At 40.8% G+C, this 17,639-nt stretch carries 16 protein-coding genes; 7 read left to right on the top strand and 9 right to left on the bottom strand.

Features of this window, described 5'->3' with window-relative positions; translation table 11 throughout:
- Positions 1–14 precede the first annotated feature (14 nt).
- Positions 15–1,343 carry a YheC/YheD family endospore coat-associated protein gene (locus LC455_RS01180; protein WP_223587737.1) on the top strand — a complete coding sequence of 443 codons (1,329 nt, stop codon included), beginning with the start codon at positions 15–17 and terminating at the stop codon, positions 1,341–1,343.
- A gap of 150 nt (positions 1,344–1,493) precedes the next feature.
- Here the strand turns inward: LC455_RS01180 and LC455_RS01185 are convergent, their stop codons facing one another.
- The 4 genes from LC455_RS01185 to LC455_RS01200 form a co-directional block, all read right to left on the bottom strand.
- Positions 1,494–2,486 carry an agmatinase family protein gene (locus LC455_RS01185; RefSeq protein WP_223587738.1) on the bottom strand — a complete coding sequence of 331 codons (993 nt, stop codon included), beginning with the start codon at positions 2,484–2,486 and terminating at the stop codon, positions 1,494–1,496.
- The gene (gene hutI / locus LC455_RS01190; RefSeq protein WP_223587739.1) at positions 2,458–3,756 is read right to left on the bottom strand and encodes an imidazolonepropionase; all 1,299 of its coding nucleotides are present in this window, start codon (positions 3,754–3,756) and stop codon (positions 2,458–2,460) included. Before hutI ends, LC455_RS01185 begins: the two co-directional genes overlap by 29 nt.
- A 21-nt stretch (positions 3,757–3,777) precedes the next feature.
- A complete protein-coding gene (gene hutU, locus LC455_RS01195; protein ID WP_223587740.1) occupies positions 3,778–5,454 on the bottom strand; it encodes a urocanate hydratase in 1,677 nt (558 codons plus the stop codon).
- Positions 5,455–5,638: 184 nt separating this feature from the next.
- Positions 5,639–7,150: a helix-turn-helix domain-containing protein gene (locus LC455_RS01200; RefSeq protein ID WP_223587741.1), complete on the bottom strand. Its 1,512-nt coding sequence runs from the start codon at positions 7,148–7,150 to the stop codon at positions 5,639–5,641.
- A gap of 84 nt (positions 7,151–7,234) precedes the next feature.
- On the opposite strand from LC455_RS01200, the gene LC455_RS01205 reads away from it, so the two are divergent.
- Positions 7,235–8,296: a putative glycoside hydrolase gene (locus LC455_RS01205; protein WP_440446367.1), complete on the top strand. Its 1,062-nt coding sequence runs from the start codon at positions 7,235–7,237 to the stop codon at positions 8,294–8,296.
- Positions 8,297–8,349: 53 nt separating this feature from the next.
- Here LC455_RS01205 and LC455_RS01210 read toward each other — a convergent pair whose 3' ends face one another.
- Positions 8,350–8,772: an acyl-CoA thioesterase gene (locus LC455_RS01210; protein WP_223587742.1), complete on the bottom strand. Its 423-nt coding sequence runs from the start codon at positions 8,770–8,772 to the stop codon at positions 8,350–8,352.
- Positions 8,773–8,888: 116 nt separating this feature from the next.
- Complete coding sequence (locus LC455_RS01215; protein WP_223587743.1) at positions 8,889–9,296, bottom strand: hypothetical protein; 408 nt, start codon at positions 9,294–9,296, stop codon at positions 8,889–8,891.
- A gap of 187 nt (positions 9,297–9,483) precedes the next feature.
- Between LC455_RS01215 and LC455_RS01220 the strand changes: the two genes are divergently transcribed.
- Entirely contained in the window at positions 9,484–10,824 is a 1,341-nt protein-coding gene (locus tag LC455_RS01220; RefSeq protein ID WP_223587744.1) for an APC family permease, read from the top strand.
- Between the two features lie 106 nt (positions 10,825–10,930).
- On the opposite strand, the gene LC455_RS01225 is transcribed toward LC455_RS01220, so the two are convergent.
- The 3 genes from LC455_RS01225 to LC455_RS01235 all read right to left on the bottom strand — a co-directional run bounded on the left by LC455_RS01225 (position 10,931) and on the right by LC455_RS01235 (position 13,339).
- Entirely contained in the window at positions 10,931–11,959 is a 1,029-nt protein-coding gene (locus LC455_RS01225; protein ID WP_223587745.1) for an ATP-grasp domain-containing protein, read from the bottom strand.
- 175 nt (positions 11,960–12,134) lie between these two features.
- Positions 12,135–12,317, bottom strand: coding sequence for a flavodoxin domain-containing protein (locus LC455_RS01230; protein ID WP_223587746.1), 183 nt, complete (start codon positions 12,315–12,317; stop codon positions 12,135–12,137).
- Positions 12,318–12,430: 113 nt separating this feature from the next.
- Positions 12,431–13,339, bottom strand: a complete 909-nt coding sequence (locus tag LC455_RS01235; protein WP_223587747.1) for an alpha/beta hydrolase — start codon at positions 13,337–13,339, stop codon at positions 12,431–12,433.
- Between the two features lie 185 nt (positions 13,340–13,524).
- Here LC455_RS01235 and LC455_RS01240 point away from each other — a divergent pair, with 185 nt between their 5' ends.
- The 4 genes from LC455_RS01240 to LC455_RS01255 all read left to right on the top strand — a co-directional run bounded on the left by LC455_RS01240 (position 13,525) and on the right by LC455_RS01255 (position 17,624).
- Complete coding sequence (locus LC455_RS01240; protein WP_223587748.1) at positions 13,525–14,832, top strand: alkaline phosphatase family protein; 1,308 nt, start codon at positions 13,525–13,527, stop codon at positions 14,830–14,832.
- Positions 14,833–14,853: 21 nt separating this feature from the next.
- Positions 14,854–16,128, top strand: a complete 1,275-nt coding sequence (locus tag LC455_RS01245; RefSeq protein ID WP_223587749.1) for an MFS transporter — start codon at positions 14,854–14,856, stop codon at positions 16,126–16,128.
- A gap of 169 nt (positions 16,129–16,297) precedes the next feature.
- The gene (locus LC455_RS01250; RefSeq protein WP_223587750.1) at positions 16,298–16,864 is read left to right on the top strand and encodes an RNA polymerase sigma factor; all 567 of its coding nucleotides are present in this window, start codon (positions 16,298–16,300) and stop codon (positions 16,862–16,864) included.
- A gap of 4 nt (positions 16,865–16,868) precedes the next feature.
- Positions 16,869–17,624 (top strand): anti-sigma factor, encoded by a 756-nt coding sequence (locus LC455_RS01255; protein WP_223587751.1) that lies wholly within the window; start codon positions 16,869–16,871, stop codon positions 17,622–17,624.
- Positions 17,625–17,639 lie beyond the last annotated feature (15 nt).

Genomic DNA, 17,639 nt, shown 5'->3' on the forward strand with positions numbered 1-17,639 from the left:
TTAGGGGGTAAACAATGGAAAGTTTTTTTCGCTTAAGGCGGGATCAAGATAGCGAAGGTGTTATAAGACTGCACCCGGAGGTTGCCAAATTTATCGGTATCACCCGCTGGACTGAAAGGATTTTTTTCTTTGGAAGTCAATCACTAAAGGCACCTGTTTATACGTCCCATAACCTTCAGGAAAATGAGGTGGGCATTTCTTCAGATATTCTTGATCATTTAAACATTCCTCTTAACTGCCATTATGAAATTTTACTAAAAGGCGATGAAATCCACTTCGGTCCCTTTATTGGGATACTAGCTGGAAATTCATTTAATTCTATCAATAGTCAACTAGAGGACCTATTGGATTATTTATTATATTACAGTGAAATCAAGGGAGCTGTTCTTGTTTTTTCACTTGATGGTGTAAATAAAGAAGATCAAACCATAAAAGGTTATCTTTTTAATCCTAGATCCAAACAATGGGAAAAAGGGACGTTTCCTTATCCTTCCTCTATTTTTGTTCTGACGAAGAAGGCAAGTTCCAGATGGATTAAGCATTTTCAATCTGTTATCGGTGATGCTGTTTTTAATGATTTTCATTATAATAAATGGAATATTCATAAGATTTTAGAGTCCTCCTATATTGTGAAGGATTATCTGCCACATTCCATTTTGTATGAATCTCCTGAAGAACTGTACTCATTTTTAGAGAAATACTCTAAGGTGATGGTTAAATCTATCAGCACCACAAAAGAATCCTATATTTACAAAATCTCAAAAGAAAATAACTACATCATCTTCACGAATCCAAAAAAGGGAGAATCGAAGAAAATACGATTCTCTGAAAAAAACCAAGCCTATGAATTGTTTGCTAAGTATTTTAAAGCAGGAGAATATATGATCCAACAATCAATTGAACTGCAAACTACACATGATCGGACCATTGACTTTCGGGTGATTGTTATTAAGAATTCAAAGGGCAAATGGCAGGCCATGAATATGTTTGCACGACAAGGTAAACCGGGCACTGTATTAAGCAATATATATCCGTTTGTTGAATTAGGAAAAGAGACGCTGAAAGAAGTTTGGGATCTTAATGAAGTGAAAACGGCCATGTTGGTGAAGGAAATAGCTGATAAATCGATTGAAGCGGTTAAGGTAATCGAAGAAAAAGGAGTTCACTTTGCCAATGCCAGTGTAGATGTAAAAGTTGATGAAAATGAAGCTATTTGGATTCTGGATGTCCAGCATCGAAACCCTTCCCATGAAATCGCACTCGTTGCCGGTTTTCCCGACCTATACTACGAAATCCTTAAAACCAATATGCTCTACGCCAAAAAACTAGCCGGATTTAATTAATTCATTAATAAACACATTACCACAACTTATTAGATGTAGGTTATTGCAGTTTACATAATATTATTATGTAAACTGCACAAAAATAAACAAGGCAAATGTCCGCCTGAGGTGGACATTTGCCTTGTTTTGTCTTTTTTTGGTGCCTGACACCTATCTTAACATTACCCCTGTTACAAAGGTCAGAAATACGTGGGTGCCAAGTTTGACGGTTGGTTGGACGTTCGTGTCCTTAAGCGGGTCCAGGCAGACGATGTCCATGGCTTTTACTTTTGGATGGCGGCCTGCTGCTAGCACGCCTTCCAGCAGTTCTGCGGTTGTCATGCCCCCCGGCGTTGAGGCCGGTACCCCTGGAGCATAGGCGATATCAAGCACATCCATATCAACAGTTAAATAAATTGTATCTACTTTAGCAGAAAGCTCTTCTAAACATTCAAGAACGGTCGCTTCGATGCCCTTTTTCCGAGCGCGGCCTAAAGTAATATAGTTAACACCCTTTTCGTCTGCATATTGCTTTAATTCCTTAGTATTAAAAAACCCATGCAAGCCGATGTTGTACATATTCGAGCCTTCCACTACACCACTTTCAATCAGGTTCCGCATTGGTGTACCGTTTGAAGGGCCATTATCACTCATATCCCTTAAATCAAAATGGGTATCAAACTGGAGAATTCCAATTCGCTCCTCAGGCTTCGCCTTATGAAGCCCCTTCACCATCATCGCCGTAATCGAATGGTCCCCGCCAATAGCACAAACCTTCGAATTACTAAAATGACTGTGAAGAGCCTCCGACGCCTCAATAATATTCTCATGACAGCGGCGGATATCGGTAACATGCATTGGGACGTCCCCCACATCCAAAGCACTCATTTCCGCTAAGTCAAGGTCCTCATCAAGATTGTAAGTGGTAAAACCCTTCCAAGCACGTCTAAAAGCATCAGGAAATTCCGATGCTCCAGAAGCGCTAATCGATGAACGTGACAAAGGCACACCGACAACGATAATCTCCGCTTCTTTGCTCTTTTCAGCATCAACCGCAGCATCGAGCGGCTGAATCCATTCATGAACCTTCTCCGGAGCACGTCCCTCCGGTCTTACCCATGTAAAGCTGTGAGGATTAATTTTTGGATAAAGAAAGCTCTTCACTGAGCTGACCTCCCTTGACAACCATTGCACCATTTTTCACAACCGTGTCCACGTGGTTAACACCATAGGAGTATTGAAGCTTCATATAGTTTGGCACATTAAAAATGGTCACATCACCTTTTTTGCCAACCTCCAAGCTGCCAATCTCAGCAGCACGATTAATCGCATGCGCCGCATTGATTGTGGTCGCCGAAATGACTTCTGCAGGAGTCATCCCCATTTTCAAACAGCCAAGACTCATGATGAATGGAAGGGAAACCGTTGGCGATGAACCTGGGTTGCAATCCGTTGACAAGGCAACCGGTACACCCAAATCAATCATTTTCCGGCCATTTGCAGACTCTGCCATTAAAAAGTACGCGGTTCCTGGAAGTAATACGCCGACTACTCCCTTTTCCGCCATTGCCTTCATGCCCTTTTCAGATGCCTTCAATAAGTGGTCTGCAGAAACCGCACCCACTTCAGCAGCTAGCTCAGCACCTTCATACGGCTCAATTTCATCCGCATGAATTTTCGCCAGCAGCCCGTGGCGTTTACCCGCTTCAAGGATTCTGCGTGATTGCTCCGGTGTAAACACTCCATGCTCACAGAAAACATCATTAAATTCGGCAAGGCCTAGTTCGGCCACCTTTGGGATCATTTCGTCAATCAACAAATCCACAAACGCATCCGGATTTTCTTTATACTCTTTCGGAACGGCATGGGCGCCCATAAAGGTAGAAACAAGGTCAATCACATGCTTTTCATTCAGCTCTTTAGCCACTTCTAGCTGTTTTAATTCCGTTGCCCACTCCATGCCGTATCCGCTTTTCGCTTCGATCGTAGTAACACCATGACGGAGGAACGCGTTCAAACGCTCATAGCTTTCACTAAAAAGCTGTTCATGGCTGGCAGCCTGTGTTGCCCGTGTCGTCGCATGAATCCCGCCGCCGGCATTCATAATATCCATATAGGTAGCCCCTTGAAGGCGCATATTAAATTCGTTTTCTCTGCTTCCGGCAAAAACAACATGGGTATGTGGGTCGACAAGACCAGGGGTCACAAGTTTACCCGTTGCATCGACAACCTCTGCGTCAGCTAAACGAGCCATATACTTTGCTGCTAATTCCTCATCCGTACCAACAGCCTGAATCACTCCGTCTTCAATCCAAACGCTGCCGTTCTCAATTATATTTAACTCAGACATCGCCCCCTTAACAAGGGGAGCCTTAGAGCTCCCCTTTAGGGTAACGAGCTGAGAAGCCATTCTGATAAAAATTGCTTTACTCATTCGTTTCCAATCCCTTCAATCTTAGTCTTGTTGCAGCATTGGCATCTTGATGCCTTTTTCCTTCGCTGTCTTAATGGCTAAATCATAGCCTGCATCTGCGTGACGAACTACACCCATACCAGGGTCAGTTGTTAATACGCGCTGTAAGCGCATTTCCGCATCCTTAGTTCCGTCCGCAACAATTACCATACCAGAGTGCTGGGAATATCCCATACCAACTCCGCCACCGTGGTGAAGGGAAATCCAGCTTGCACCGCCAACTGCATTGATCATTGCATTAAGAATTGGCCAGTCAGAAACTGCATCACTTCCGTCCTTCATTGCTTCTGTTTCACGGTTCGGCGAAGCAACAGATCCAGCATCCAGATGATCACGGCCGATAACAATTGGTGCAGAAACTTCTCCAGAAGCAACCATGTCATTGATGACTTTCCCAAAGCGGGCACGGTCTCCATAGCCTAGCCAGCAAATACGGGCAGGAAGTCCTTGGAAAGCGATTCTTTCTTGAGCCATCTTAACCCATTTACAAAGATGCTCGTCATCTTTAAACTCACGAAGTAATGCTTCATCAATTTTGCGAATATCTTCTGGATCGCCAGATAAGGCTGCCCAGCGGAACGGTCCTTTTCCTTCACAGAATAATGGACGAATGTAAGCAGGGACGAATCCAGGGAAGTCGAACGCATTTTCAACGCCTTCATCTTTTGCAACCTGACGGATATTGTTACCGTAGTCAAAAGTAACGGCGCCTTTTTGCTGCATTGATAACATAGCTTTTACATGTGTAGCCATGCTTTGTTTAGAAAGCTTCACATATAGTGTAGGATCTTCTTTTCTTAACTTCGCTGCTTCTTCTAAAGAATAGCCCACTGGCACATAGCCGTTAAGCGGGTCATGGGCAGAAGTTTGGTCTGTTAACACATCAGGGGTGAAGCCTTTTTCAATCATTAATGGTAAGATTTCTGCCGCGTTACCAAGAAGACCGATAGAAAGTGCGTTGCCTTCCTTTTTCGCCTCAAAGGCTAATTTTAATGCTTCATCAAGGACTTTTGTTTTTACATCCAAATATCGTGTTTCAATTCGACGATCGATTCGCCATTCCTCTACCTCAATAGCAATACATACGCCATCGTTCATCGTTACGGCAAGCGGTTGAGCGCCGCCCATGCCGCCAAGACCTGCGGTTAAGGTGATGGTGTGTTTTAAGGAGCCGCCAAACTCTTGACGAGCAAGCTCTGCGAATGTTTCATAAGTACCTTGAACAATTCCCTGGCTGCCGATGTAAATCCAGCTTCCAGCTGTCATTTGACCGTACATCATGAGGCCTTTTTTATCTAACTCATGGAAATGCTCCCAATTTGCCCAAGCAGGTACGAGGTTTGAGTTTGCCAGTAATACGCGTGGTGCATCCTTGTGGGATTTCCAGACCACAACCGGCTTACCAGATTGAATTAAAAGTGTTTCGTCCTCTTCTAACTCTAAAAGCGTTTTCACAATAGCATCAAAAGATTCCCAGTTTCGAGCTGCTTTTCCGATTCCGCCGTATACCACGAGGTCTTCTGGTCTTTCTGCTACTTCCTGGTCAAGGTTATTTAATAACATGCGCAGCGCTGCTTCTTGAATCCATCCCTTTGCGTGAAGTTCAGTTCCTTTATAGTTTTGAATAACGCGTGGTTTTGCCGTATTTGTCGTTTCCATTATCGTCACTCCTTAATATGATTCTACTAGTATTATAAAAATATAATCTTCTGAAAAATACGGTTGAAAAAATGGATGAAGGATAATATTTATGTTTTCATCTAGAGGATATTTAGGGGACAAGCTAGTAAAACTATAAATTTTTTAGAAATGGATATTTTTTTTAGAAAAAAAGACTCAGAGCTTATTCTGAGCCTTTTTCACTGTGGTGTATATCCATCTTTTTCATTCGAAATTCTCTTGGTGCGATTCCAATGGCTTCCTTAAACATTCTGCTAAAGTAATTGGAATTTTGATAGCCAGCAAGCTGCGAAATTTCCTTAACAGGTAAATTGGTTTCCGTTAAGAGCCGTTTTGCCTCCTTCATTCGAATCCTAGTCAAAAAATCAGTAAAGCTTGAGCCCGTTTTTGAAATCAGCAGATGGCTAAAATAGGATGGATTTCGGTCGACATATTTGGCAACATCTTCAAGTCTAAGATCGCTGTTCGAAAAATTTGCCTCCATAAAAGCAATGCCGCGCTCAATCGGGTCTTGCTTAAAATTACTTATGCTTGCTTCGGCACCTATAAATAATTTTTGCACGAATAGGATGAAATTTTGCACAGTACGGTAAAGAACGGTGTCATATAAAATGGAATTAAAAATATAACGGTATTCCCGTTCAAAGCTTTGGTCTGCATCAAGATTATAGGTCATCATATATCTTCTCACTTGAGCAAGGATACTGGTTAATCTGATTCTAACCAAACCTGGATCGGGATAGCGCTCTTTTAATTGAAGAAATTCATCATAAAGCCATTTTTTTATTTTTTCTAAGTCACTGTTGGCAAGCATGTCCACCCATTCACGCTGCTCAGGAGGCGCCAGAAAAGGATCGATATGAACCCAATCCGGCGAATAATCAAGTTCAACTACTTGCTGGTATCCCTTATAATAAGTAAATTCGAGCATTTTTCTCGTTTGCAAATATTTTTGATTGAGCGTTAATGGTGACGAGTTGCCCTTATGGACTACAATCGCAAGGGGTTCGGAGAATTCCTCATCCCACTTTCTCATCGCTTTTTGACATTGTTCCTTAATATTAGCGCAGATTTCCTTAAAGAGAAGAATCACCATGTCATTTAAGGCAAAAATTCCGGGCAAATCCTTAAAAGGATACTCCGTTAAAAAAGAATGCAAGATTGGAATCGTCTCGATACTTTCTGTTTGGAACGCAGCGATATGGTAGTTCTCCGAGTTTAGGGTTTGTGGAATAAATAGTGCTTCATAGGAAATATCTTTATATAAATTTGAATGATAATTGCTGTTAAGATTGTTTTTTGTGCCAAGTTTCCTCGACGCTTTCTGATAAGCGGACTTAATCTTGGTTGTAGAAAAAGGTTTGATCATTAACTCTAATGCCTGCATATCAATCGCGAGCCTTGCCTTTTCGAAGGTCGCTTCGGCACTAGTCAGCAGAAGAATGGGGTCATAAATTTGCATGAGCTCACGAAAGCTGGACCATTCCTCCTTGCTGACCATATCCAGCTCCATCAGCACAATATCCGGAGATTCTTTTTCAAAATGAACGATGAATTCTTGAAAATTCGATGCTAAAATAATGTTGGTTACTGGAATGGAGGAAGTTTTCAGCAGCCACTTTAATCCTTCTCGCTCGTTTAAATCGCGGTCGGCAATCAGCCATTTCCCTTCCATCCTCGCTCACCCCTTTCAGAAACATTATACATAAAAAAAGGATCCAGTGGTAAACGATAATAAAAAATGAAAAGGAGTGAGCATGTGAGGAATTTTGTAAGTCTATTCATCGTCCTGTTTACTTTTTCAATAAATACCCCGATCTCTGCCAACACACAAGAGCCGATTAAGGGGATTTATGTGAAAGCCGAAAACACACAAGGTCCAAAGTTTGAAAAATTAATGAATCTGATCAACCAAACAGAATTAAATGCGATGGTTATTGATATAAAGGATGACCACGGCAATCTCACATTTCAGCCCTCTAAAAATTCACCCTATTATGCCGCCAGTCGTCCTTATATTAAGAACTCATCTGCCTTAATGTCGAAACTAAAGAAAAATAATGTGTATCCGATCGCCCGGATAGTCGTTTTTAAGGACAATGTTTTAGCGAACGCTAACCCCGATTGGTCGTTTAAAACTACCCAAGGGATTTGGAAAAATGCACGGGGTGATTCATTTACAAACCCTTTTGTCAAAGAGGTTTGGGACTATAATATCGGCATGGCGATTGAAGCTGCCAAAGTGGGTTTTAAAGAGATACAGTTTGACTATGTTAGATTTCCGGAAAAATTTTCGACGTTTGAGGGTTCATTAACCTATATCGGTCAAAGGGAAGGAAACGGCCGAGTCGCTGCTGTTACCGGGTTCGTAAAATATGCGAAGGAAAAATTGAAGCCTTATGGGGTCAAGATGTCAGTCGATACGTTTGGAAATGCAACCGTTATACCGGAAGCACCGGGAATTGGCCAAAATTTCTCCAAGATCGCTGAGAATGTGGATGTCATTTCTGCTATGATTTATCCAAGCCATTGGACCGGCATTTTCGGAATTACAAAGCCTGATTTAGAGCCATATCGTCTTGTTTCCGAATATGCAAAAGTTGAAAAAACCCGTTTAAATAAATTGACCTCCCCTCCTGCTTCAAGACCATGGCTTCAGGATTTCACCGCTGCTTGGCTTGGGAAAGGGAATTATAAAGTGTACGGAAAACAGGAAATTGAGGATCAAATTCGCGCCCTTCATTCACAGGGCGTCAATGAATATTTATTATGGAACGCAGCGAACAACTATACACAAAATGTGGATTACACACCGTATTAACGATAAACAAAAGGGACAAATACTCATTGGAGCGGGATTTGTCCCTTGGCTTTTTAGATAGTTGAAATAAATGGTTTAGCATCAAGGAAGGATTCTTTACTTAGCAGACTCCGGACCTCATCAGGAACTTTAACCTTACTTCTTAATTTTCGATCGATAGTGGTAAGGACTGCCTCTGCTGAAACGACAAGTTCTTGTTCATCCCTGATTATTTTTTGTGTCAACGTAAAGCTGGTATTCCCTACGCGTTCAAGTGTCGTTGTGATAAATAGGTTGTCGCCTTGGAATACTTCCTTTTTATAATCAACGCCAATATGTACCGCTACTGCTTCGACACCAAGCAGTATACAAAAATGGTACCATTCCTTTCTTGCCTGATCCAAGTATTCATAGAGTTTCACATTATTTACATGACCCTGTTTGGATTCGGCAATGAGTTCTAATTCGGTATAAGTCAATGGGATCGTCCCTTTCATTTGAGTAAGTTCTTCCGTAAATACTTTTATTTATACTGTATAACAATCTACTAACATATGAAAGAAAGAATCCATTTTTCTAAATAAGAAAAAACTGATCCTCTAAATAGATCAGCTTAAAGCGGTCTTTTCTCAATCTTTTTTACACTTGAAAACATAATTCCCACTACAACACCGAAAATAACGGAAATAAACTTTATTGAACCTGTGGAAAGGGAGAGAAAATTTAGGGTCATTCTGTTGCTTTCATTAACCACTCTTAAAAGAAAATCCTCCATCAGCGGCTCGTATAGGATTAAACATGGGATTAGCACCAAGGGAACAACCAGCCAATTTCGAGTGATTATATTTTTGGTTAAAAATATAAAAATTATCGAAAATAGTATAGCGAAGCCATAAACAAACCAGTTCATATACTGAAGAGCACGGCCTGGCTGATTAAAAAAAGCCAAAATTACGAGATAGACAATCCATAAAAGTGAAACCAACACTGCTAAAACTTGTGTTCTAATTAAAAATTTCATACTAAACTCTGCCTCAATTCCCTCTAAATTCATACAACTACCATAACCAAAAACAATCCAATTAACAACACTGACCATAACTATTTTTCAATAATAATTTAAATATTTCAAAAAAAAATAAAAGATTTTTTTCATGTTATAATTCGTGTAAATCTAGAAAATACATATGTTTACAGGAGGCGGATTTATGGGGAATGAGGCACATTTAAAGAAAAATATTGGCTTCGCTGTTGCAACATCTTTGGTAGTTGGTACAGTAATTGGCTCTGGAATCTTTATGAAACCTGGTATCGTCATTTCTTCAACCGGTAACTCAACTCTTGCACTATGGGCATGGATTATTGGCGGAATCATAACACTGGCAAGCGGTTTGACAATTGCAGAGGTTAGTGTAAAAATCCCCAAAACAGGCGGCTTGTATGCGTATATTGAAGAGGTATATGGGAGGTTTTGGGGGTTCTTATGCGGTTGGGTTCAAACCCTGATTTACGGCCCTGCGATCATGGGCGCACTTGGTCTCTATTTTGGTACACTCGTGGCGAACCTTTTTGGTTTCTCAGCATCAAGTAATACCATCATTGGAATCATAACCATACTCTTTCTAGGCTTTATGAATTTATTAGGCACACAATATGGTGGATTCATTCAAAATATCTCTACGATTGGAAAGTTAATTCCTATCATTTTAATTGCCGTTTTCGGCCTTTTCCAGGGCGATGTTCAAATCCTGAATATGGACAGCGGGGTAACACAATCATTAAGCATGGGAGCAGCAGTATTAGCAACACTATGGGCATATGATGGCTTTATGAACGTAGGATATATGGCCGGCGAAATGAAAAATCCAAGCAAAACACTACCTCAAGCTATTATTACAGGGATATTAATTGTTATTGCTGCCTACTTGACAGTGAACCTTGCCATGCTGCATGTCCTGCCTGCGAGTAAAATTGTTGAATTAGGTCCGAATGCAGCAAGTTCCGCAGCTGCTATTCTATTTGGAAAAATGGGCGGAAACCTGTTATCCGTCGGCATTCTCGTTTCTATTTTCGGCTGCTTAAATGGGAAAGTTCTTACCTTCCCGCGGATCCCCTATGCGATGGCAAAGGATGGATTCCTGCCTGCAGCTAAAGCCATTTCTTCCATTCATCCAAAATATAAAACACCGGTGGGGGCGACCTTGCTTCAATTGGCCATCTCTATCATTATGATGCTAGCGGCAGATCCTGACCGTCTATCTGATATAGCGATTTTCACAGTATTCACCTTCTATGCACTATCTTTTGTGGCAGTCTTCTTACTAAGAAAAAAGTCAAATTCCAACAACCAAAATCTTTATAAAGTACCTTTATATCCGATTACACCAATCGTAGCCATTCTTGGCGCCTTATATATAATTGGCAGCACCGTCATAAACAAACCTTTAGACGCATTCCTATCGATCCTTATAACCATAATCGGAATCCCAATCTACTCAATATTAAAATCAAAGCAACAAAAGCAACAACCACTATCCAAAGTAAGCTAACCCACAATGGCAGGACTTGTCCACCCCAGGCGGACAAAAACACAAAAATGTCTTTCTATGGTGCCTGACACCATAGAAAGACATTTTTTTACTTATATTTTTTTATTTAGCTTATGTCCTCAACTTTGAGGATCATTTCTTTTTCGATGTGGCTGGCTCGAATTCCAAATTTAGGTGTCATTGGACGCAGGGTTTCTCCGAGCAGGATTTTAATTGCATGATATGGGAGATTGATTCCTGATAGGCAGCTAATATGCATTCCGCCGCTCATTCTAGGATTAATCTCAAGCAGCTTCGGTACCCCGTTTCCATATTTCATTTGGATATTGAAAACATAGGGCAATTTATATTCCTCATGAAAATCACGAGCAAGATTCATCAATTCAAGACTTTCTACCAGCTCCCTTACCCGGCCATCCCCCTTCATCCTTGGTATAGCCGCATACAGCTCGTCTTGGGAAGCCAAGCAATCAATACTATATTCTCTACCATCCAAATATTCCATCACCATTAAATCAGGAAAGGATTCCTGCTGACTAAAAATTTCACAGGCATATTTGTACGGAATCCGAAAGCGAATTCCATGCTGGAAAAGCTGCTGAATGGAATCAACCTCTTCCTTGATCACACGAAAACCATTTGCCCCTTCACCAATGACTGGTTTAAAACAAACTTCATGTCCTTTTTCTTTCAAGGACTCATATGCCATTTTAAATCCATCAATATTATTCACTACATAATAATCGGGTATTAAAAAGCTGGGAACCCTCTGAGCTATGGATTGATAGGTGGCTGCTTTATTGTCTACAGTCTCCATTAAATCAGCATCAGGACAAACCAACACTTTGACACCTAATTCCTCAAACTCCGCCAAACGCTTCGAAATGAGCACATTTTCTTTTCGGGGAATAAAAAGATCAATCCCATGGCGCTGACAAAAATCAAGACAAAAAGCAATATATTCATCCCCTGACACTTCCGGCTCAGTAAATGCGTAATCACAATTTTGCAGATATAATGCATCCTTATTAGGATGTGTACCATAAATAAGAAATTTCCGACCTTCATCGTTCGCACGAATCAAATCCATATAATGCGAAACCGTCGTAAACCATCGATTAAACCAAATCTTCATATGAAACCTCTTTCATGTTGTAATTTAGGACTTTTCCATTATGTTCCAACAGAATCAATTTTATAACACGAAAATTATATTAAAAAAGAAAAACGCTCCTGTGCAAGCAGAAACGTTTAAACAAAACACTTAACATGATTGATTTTTGCTGCAAAATCCTTAATAGCCTCAAAGTCTAAATTTGATTGTTCAGTAGTGACTCCCACACAATTACCGTATCATAATAACTTAAATCCAAATCAACCTTATCTCGCTTCAAATCCACCGTCAGAACGTCCCCTAAAAGCTGTTCTTTTAAATATTGTACTGCTTTTTCTGTGGTCCCATGGGATGAGCAATAAACAATTAAACTTTTCATTGTATTTACACCCCTTTTTTCAAAAAAACATTTGGATGGACTACAAGTTCATTATATAATCCGAACAGCTCGTAGTTTTGTATGAATTTTGGCAATATTATTACAATTTACATTCAATTGATTATTCTCTTCACGAATTCCCCAATTTCTTGAATCGCGTTTCTCGCTTCCGGCAAAAAATCCCCACTCATTTGCCAAACATGCCACATCCCATCCCAAACTTTGAACGATACATCGACTCCAGCCTTTCTTGCATGGGCGGCGAGCAACTCCGCATCACTTTGCAAAATTTCATGATTTCCCACTTGGATAAGCAATGGTGGCAGTCCTGTTAAATCAGCGAAAACAGGTGAAATCAAAGGGTGGTCTAGGGATTCTCCGCTGGCATATTCGCGCGCCGCCTTCCATACACCCTCTACATTCAAATAGGGATCCAAACTTCTGTTTGTTTCATAGCTTTCACCACTGCTTGTTAAATCTACCCATGGTGAAAGGCAAACAATCCCAGCAGGAAGCGGTTCATTCTGATCCCTTAAAACTAAAGCAGCAGCAAGACTTAAGCCCCCGCCGGCAGAATCCCCTGCAACAATAATATTAGAAGCTTGATACCCCTCTTCAAGCAGCCACCGATAAACACGGACGGCATCTTCTATAGCCGCGGGAAATGGATGCTCTGGCGCCAGCCGATATTCCGGGATCAAAACCTTCACCCCAGCAGCCTTCCCAATTCCCGCCGCAAGCGTACGATGGGTTTGAACGGAGCAGTATTCATATCCGCCGCCATGTAAATACAGAATCACCTTATCATTTAGAGAGTCTGGTGGAGAAATCCACTCAGCATACATTCCTTCTATCTGAATGGATTCAACGATACTGTTTTTAGGCATCCTTAACCTTTTTGAAGCTGCATCAAGTTTTTCGCGCCTTTCTTCAATTCCCACTTCCAGCATCCGTTTTCCCATAACTCTTTTAACTGAAAGTTTAATTACTTTTTCTAAAAAATAACTTTTGAAACTTGGCATGATTCCTTTCTCCTCTATAGACAACGATTTATATATTTACATTATACTAGAAAAATCATTATTACATATTATTTCCAATATTAATTTTTTCAAAGATTCCGTTAATATTTTATAACCCTTCTTCCATTTCTACCTTCCTGTAGTACAATTAAATTAACTGGTACAACCCTATCCGGAGGTTTTTCATGAATCGTCTTACTGACCACCTAATTATTATATCCTTTGATTGTCTCTCAGCTTTAGATTATCCCATCATTAAAGAACTGCCCCATTTTAAGACCATTCTAAACAACGGGGCCTACGTCCAGCATGTTCAATCCATCTACCCATCTGTGACATATCCCTGTCATGCCACGATCGTGACTGGCAACTATCCAATCCGCCATGGAGTCATAAATAACACCCTGCTCCAGCCTGGAAGGCTTTCCCCGGATTGGAATTGGTTTCGTGATTCCATTCGCGGCACAACCCTATATGATGAAGTCAAAAAAGCAAACATGACTACTGCAGCGCTGTTATGGCCTGTTACGGCCAAAGCCAATATTGATTATAATATGCCGGAGATTTTCGCCAACCGCCCATGGCAAAATCAAATTCTTGTATCTTTAATGAGTGGGACCCCGCGGTTTCAATGGGAACTAAATAAACGCTTCGGACATATACGCAAAGGTTTGAATCAACCCGAATTGGACGACTTTGTGCTCGAATCAGCAGTAGATACCATAAAAACAAAGAAGCCGAATTTAATGATGATTCACTTTACAGATTTAGATTCCCAGCGCCATTATCACGGTTTTTCCGGCGATGAAGCGATGGCAGCGATTCACCGCCATCATACTCGGCTCGGCAGAATCCTCGATGCACTTAAGGAAAGTGGAATCGAAGAAAACTCAACCATTGTTGTATTAGGTGATCATAGTGCCTTGGATGAAAATAAAGCGCTTCATCTAAATGTTCTTTTGAAAAAGCAAAACCTCATCACCACCAATCCGAAAGGCAAAATAATTAATTGGAAGGCCTACTGTAAAAGTTGTGATGGCTCCGCATATATTTATCTTAAGGACCAGGAAGATCTAACTACAATCCGCGAACTCCAGGCACTGCTGGATTCCCTGCTTCAAGATCCTGACTCCGGAATTGAAAAAGTTTTCACTGGTGAACAGGCTGCGGAAAAAGGGGCAGACGGACATTGTGCATTTATGTTGGAGGCAAGGAAGGGATATTATTTTCTAGAAGACTATGAAGGAGATTATCTCAAATCAATTTCACAAGAAGAAGTAACTCTCGATAAAAAATACACCCTGGCCACTCACGGATATTCACCAGAAAAAGAGAATTATGGAACGATTCTAATGGCAGCAGGAAAAGGGATTCGGCACACCACCCTGCCTGAAATCCGACTCATTGATGAAGGCCCAACCTTCGCAAGATTACTCGGTGTCAGCTTAGGCAATACAGATGGAAGAGTGGTTGAAGAATTAATAGATTTATAAAAAAATAAAGGGGGATACGAGATGAGCCGGATGACAAAGCAAGAAAAAAGTTGGGTTTTATTTGATTGGGCCAATTCCGCCTATTCCATTATAATCACCACAGCCGTTTTTCCGTTATATTTTAAGGCAGCTGCCAATCAGGCAGGACTTGCGGCGGCAACTTCCACAGCCTACTGGGGCTATGCCAATTCGTTTGCGACCTTGCTAATTTCCATTTGTGCACCTGTTTTGGGCAGCATCGCCGACTTCAAAGGGTTCAAGAAACGATTTTTCACCTTCTTTTTTGCTTTAGGTATTATTTTTACCTTTTTACTGGCAGTAGTCCCAAGCAACCAATGGCTAATCCTGTTAATCTGTTATATGGTCACGGTCATTGGCTTTGGCGGCACCAATATTTTCTATGATGCTTTTCTAGTCGATGTGACGACCGAAGAACGAATGAATCAGGTATCATCCAAAGGTTATGCGATGGGCTATATCGGCAGCACGATTCCCTTTATTATTGGGATTGCCTTTATCATTCTTGCGCAGCAAGAAATCCTTCCTCTTTCCGTTTCAGTTGCAAGCCAAATTTCATTTGCGATCACAGCGTTGTGGTGGGGCTTATTCACCATCCCGATGCTAAGGAATGTAAATCAGATATATTATAAAGAACGAGTTCCAAACCCGATCAGGAATGGTTTTAAACAATTCTTTGGGACGTTTTCCAAAATTAAATTATACCGCCCGCTATTTCTATTTTTACTTGCTTATTTCTTTTATATTGACGGGGTTAACACGATTATTACCATGTCAACCACATATGGAGCAGATTTAGGTATCGATTCACAAAGTCTATTAATCATTTTATTTGCAACACAAGTCGTGGCTGCGCCCTTTGCTGTTTTATATGGGAAACTAGCCGATAAATTTAATGCCAAGACTATGCTGCTCGTCGGTATATTTGTGTATATCGTCATTTGTACGTATGCTTATTTCCTAAAAACGACCTTAGATTTTTGGATTCTTGCGATGCTTGTTGCTTCTTCACAAGGGGGAATTCAAGCATTAAGCCGCTCCTACTTTGCCAAGCTTGTTCCTAAAGAACATGCAAACGAATTTTTCGGCTTTTATAGTATCTTTTACAAATTCGCCGCCATCCTAGGACCTTCTCTAATGGGATTTACAGCGTATGTAACAGGAAATACAAACAGCGGAGTATTCAGCTTAGTCGTCTTATTCATCATTGGCGGTCTGATCCTCCTCAGAGTACCAGAAACAACCAACATCTCAAAATCCAATTCTATTTCTCAATAAAAACCTGTCTATGACCTCGTCCACGACGAGGTATATTTTTTTAAAAAACAAGGGGCTTGTCACCATAATTTTAGATAATTTTCTATATAATGTTACAAACCGATTTTCTTTTTGATTCGTTTATTATTGTAAAGGGAACAGGGAAATGATGAGGGGGATTGCCTTTTTTATGCAAAATAAGAGTGATGTCGAATTGATGCAATTAATTAAAGAAAAACATCGCCCTGCTTTAGAAGAATTATATGATCGCTATATTAAACTTGTATACTCGTTTAGTTTAAAAGCGACGAAAGATCCTGATAAAGCTAAAGTGATTGTCCAAGCTGTATTTATGCGGATTTGGACGACGGAGACTGGTTACAATCCAGAAAAAGGCCAGTTTGTGAATTGGCTCCTAACCATTACACGAAATATCACGATTGACCATCATCGGAAAGATAAAAAGGATGCTGCGTTTGTCGCGATTGGACAGGACCAATTGGAGCAAATCCCAGGATATCCTTCCAATAATCCCGCTGAGATTGTATCAAGAAAGCTCCTGAGAGAACAAATACAAAAAGCCTATCAATATCTATCAAACAGCCAAATTGAACTTATTCAGTGGCTATACTGGGAAGGCTATACGCTCCGCGAAATAGCGGATATGAAACAAGAACCAATCGGAACCATTAAAAGCCGGCTGCATCAAACTCTTAAAATCTTACGAAATCGTATGGTAACGGAGATGGGGGAATGAAAAAATGACGATTAATCACAGCTGTTCATTGTCCATTGAATTAGTCTCTTACTTGCTTGGCGAAGCAACAGAAGAAGAAATGATTCTATTTGAAGAACACCTTCTAAACTGTTCAGATTGTCGCACTGAAGTCCAAGAAATGCGGGAGGCGTGGAATTTGATCCCTTTTAAATTGGATGATGTTGAAGTACCTTCTGAATTAAAGTCAGAAGTCATGAATGCCATTTTTCAAGATGACAGGTCTAGTACCCCCACCCCTCTAGAAAATAAACCTCGTCCAGAATCCAAACAGTTTGTACGTATTCGGCAAACCGTAATTGGAGCTGCTGCTGCAGTCCTTTTATTAACCTTTGGCGGTGTTTTGTGGAACAATTTTCAACTCAGGGAAGAGCTGACGGAGGTAAAAGAAAAAACACAGCTCCCTGCTGAAGTCGTAAAAGTTTATTCATTAAAATCTGCGGATCCTGCTTCAAGCTCCGCACAAGGAAATGCCTGGATTTATCAGCAGGGGGATACAAGACAGCTGGTATTCAAGGTTCAAGGACTGGCCTCCACTCAAGGTTCCGAAGCCTATCAGGTTTGGTTAATCCATGATGGAAAACGTACCAGCTGTGGTACATTTCAAGTGGATCAGGACGGAAATGGATTCCTTTCCTATCCCTTACATGGTGATGACTTAGCTTTTGATGCGATAGGTGTTTCACTCGAACCAGATGCCAATGGAACACAGCCCCGTGGGAAAAAGGTGTTAGGTACCTAGATAAAAAAAACCCCT

The sequence above is a fragment of the Neobacillus bataviensis genome (genome assembly GCF_019969725.1).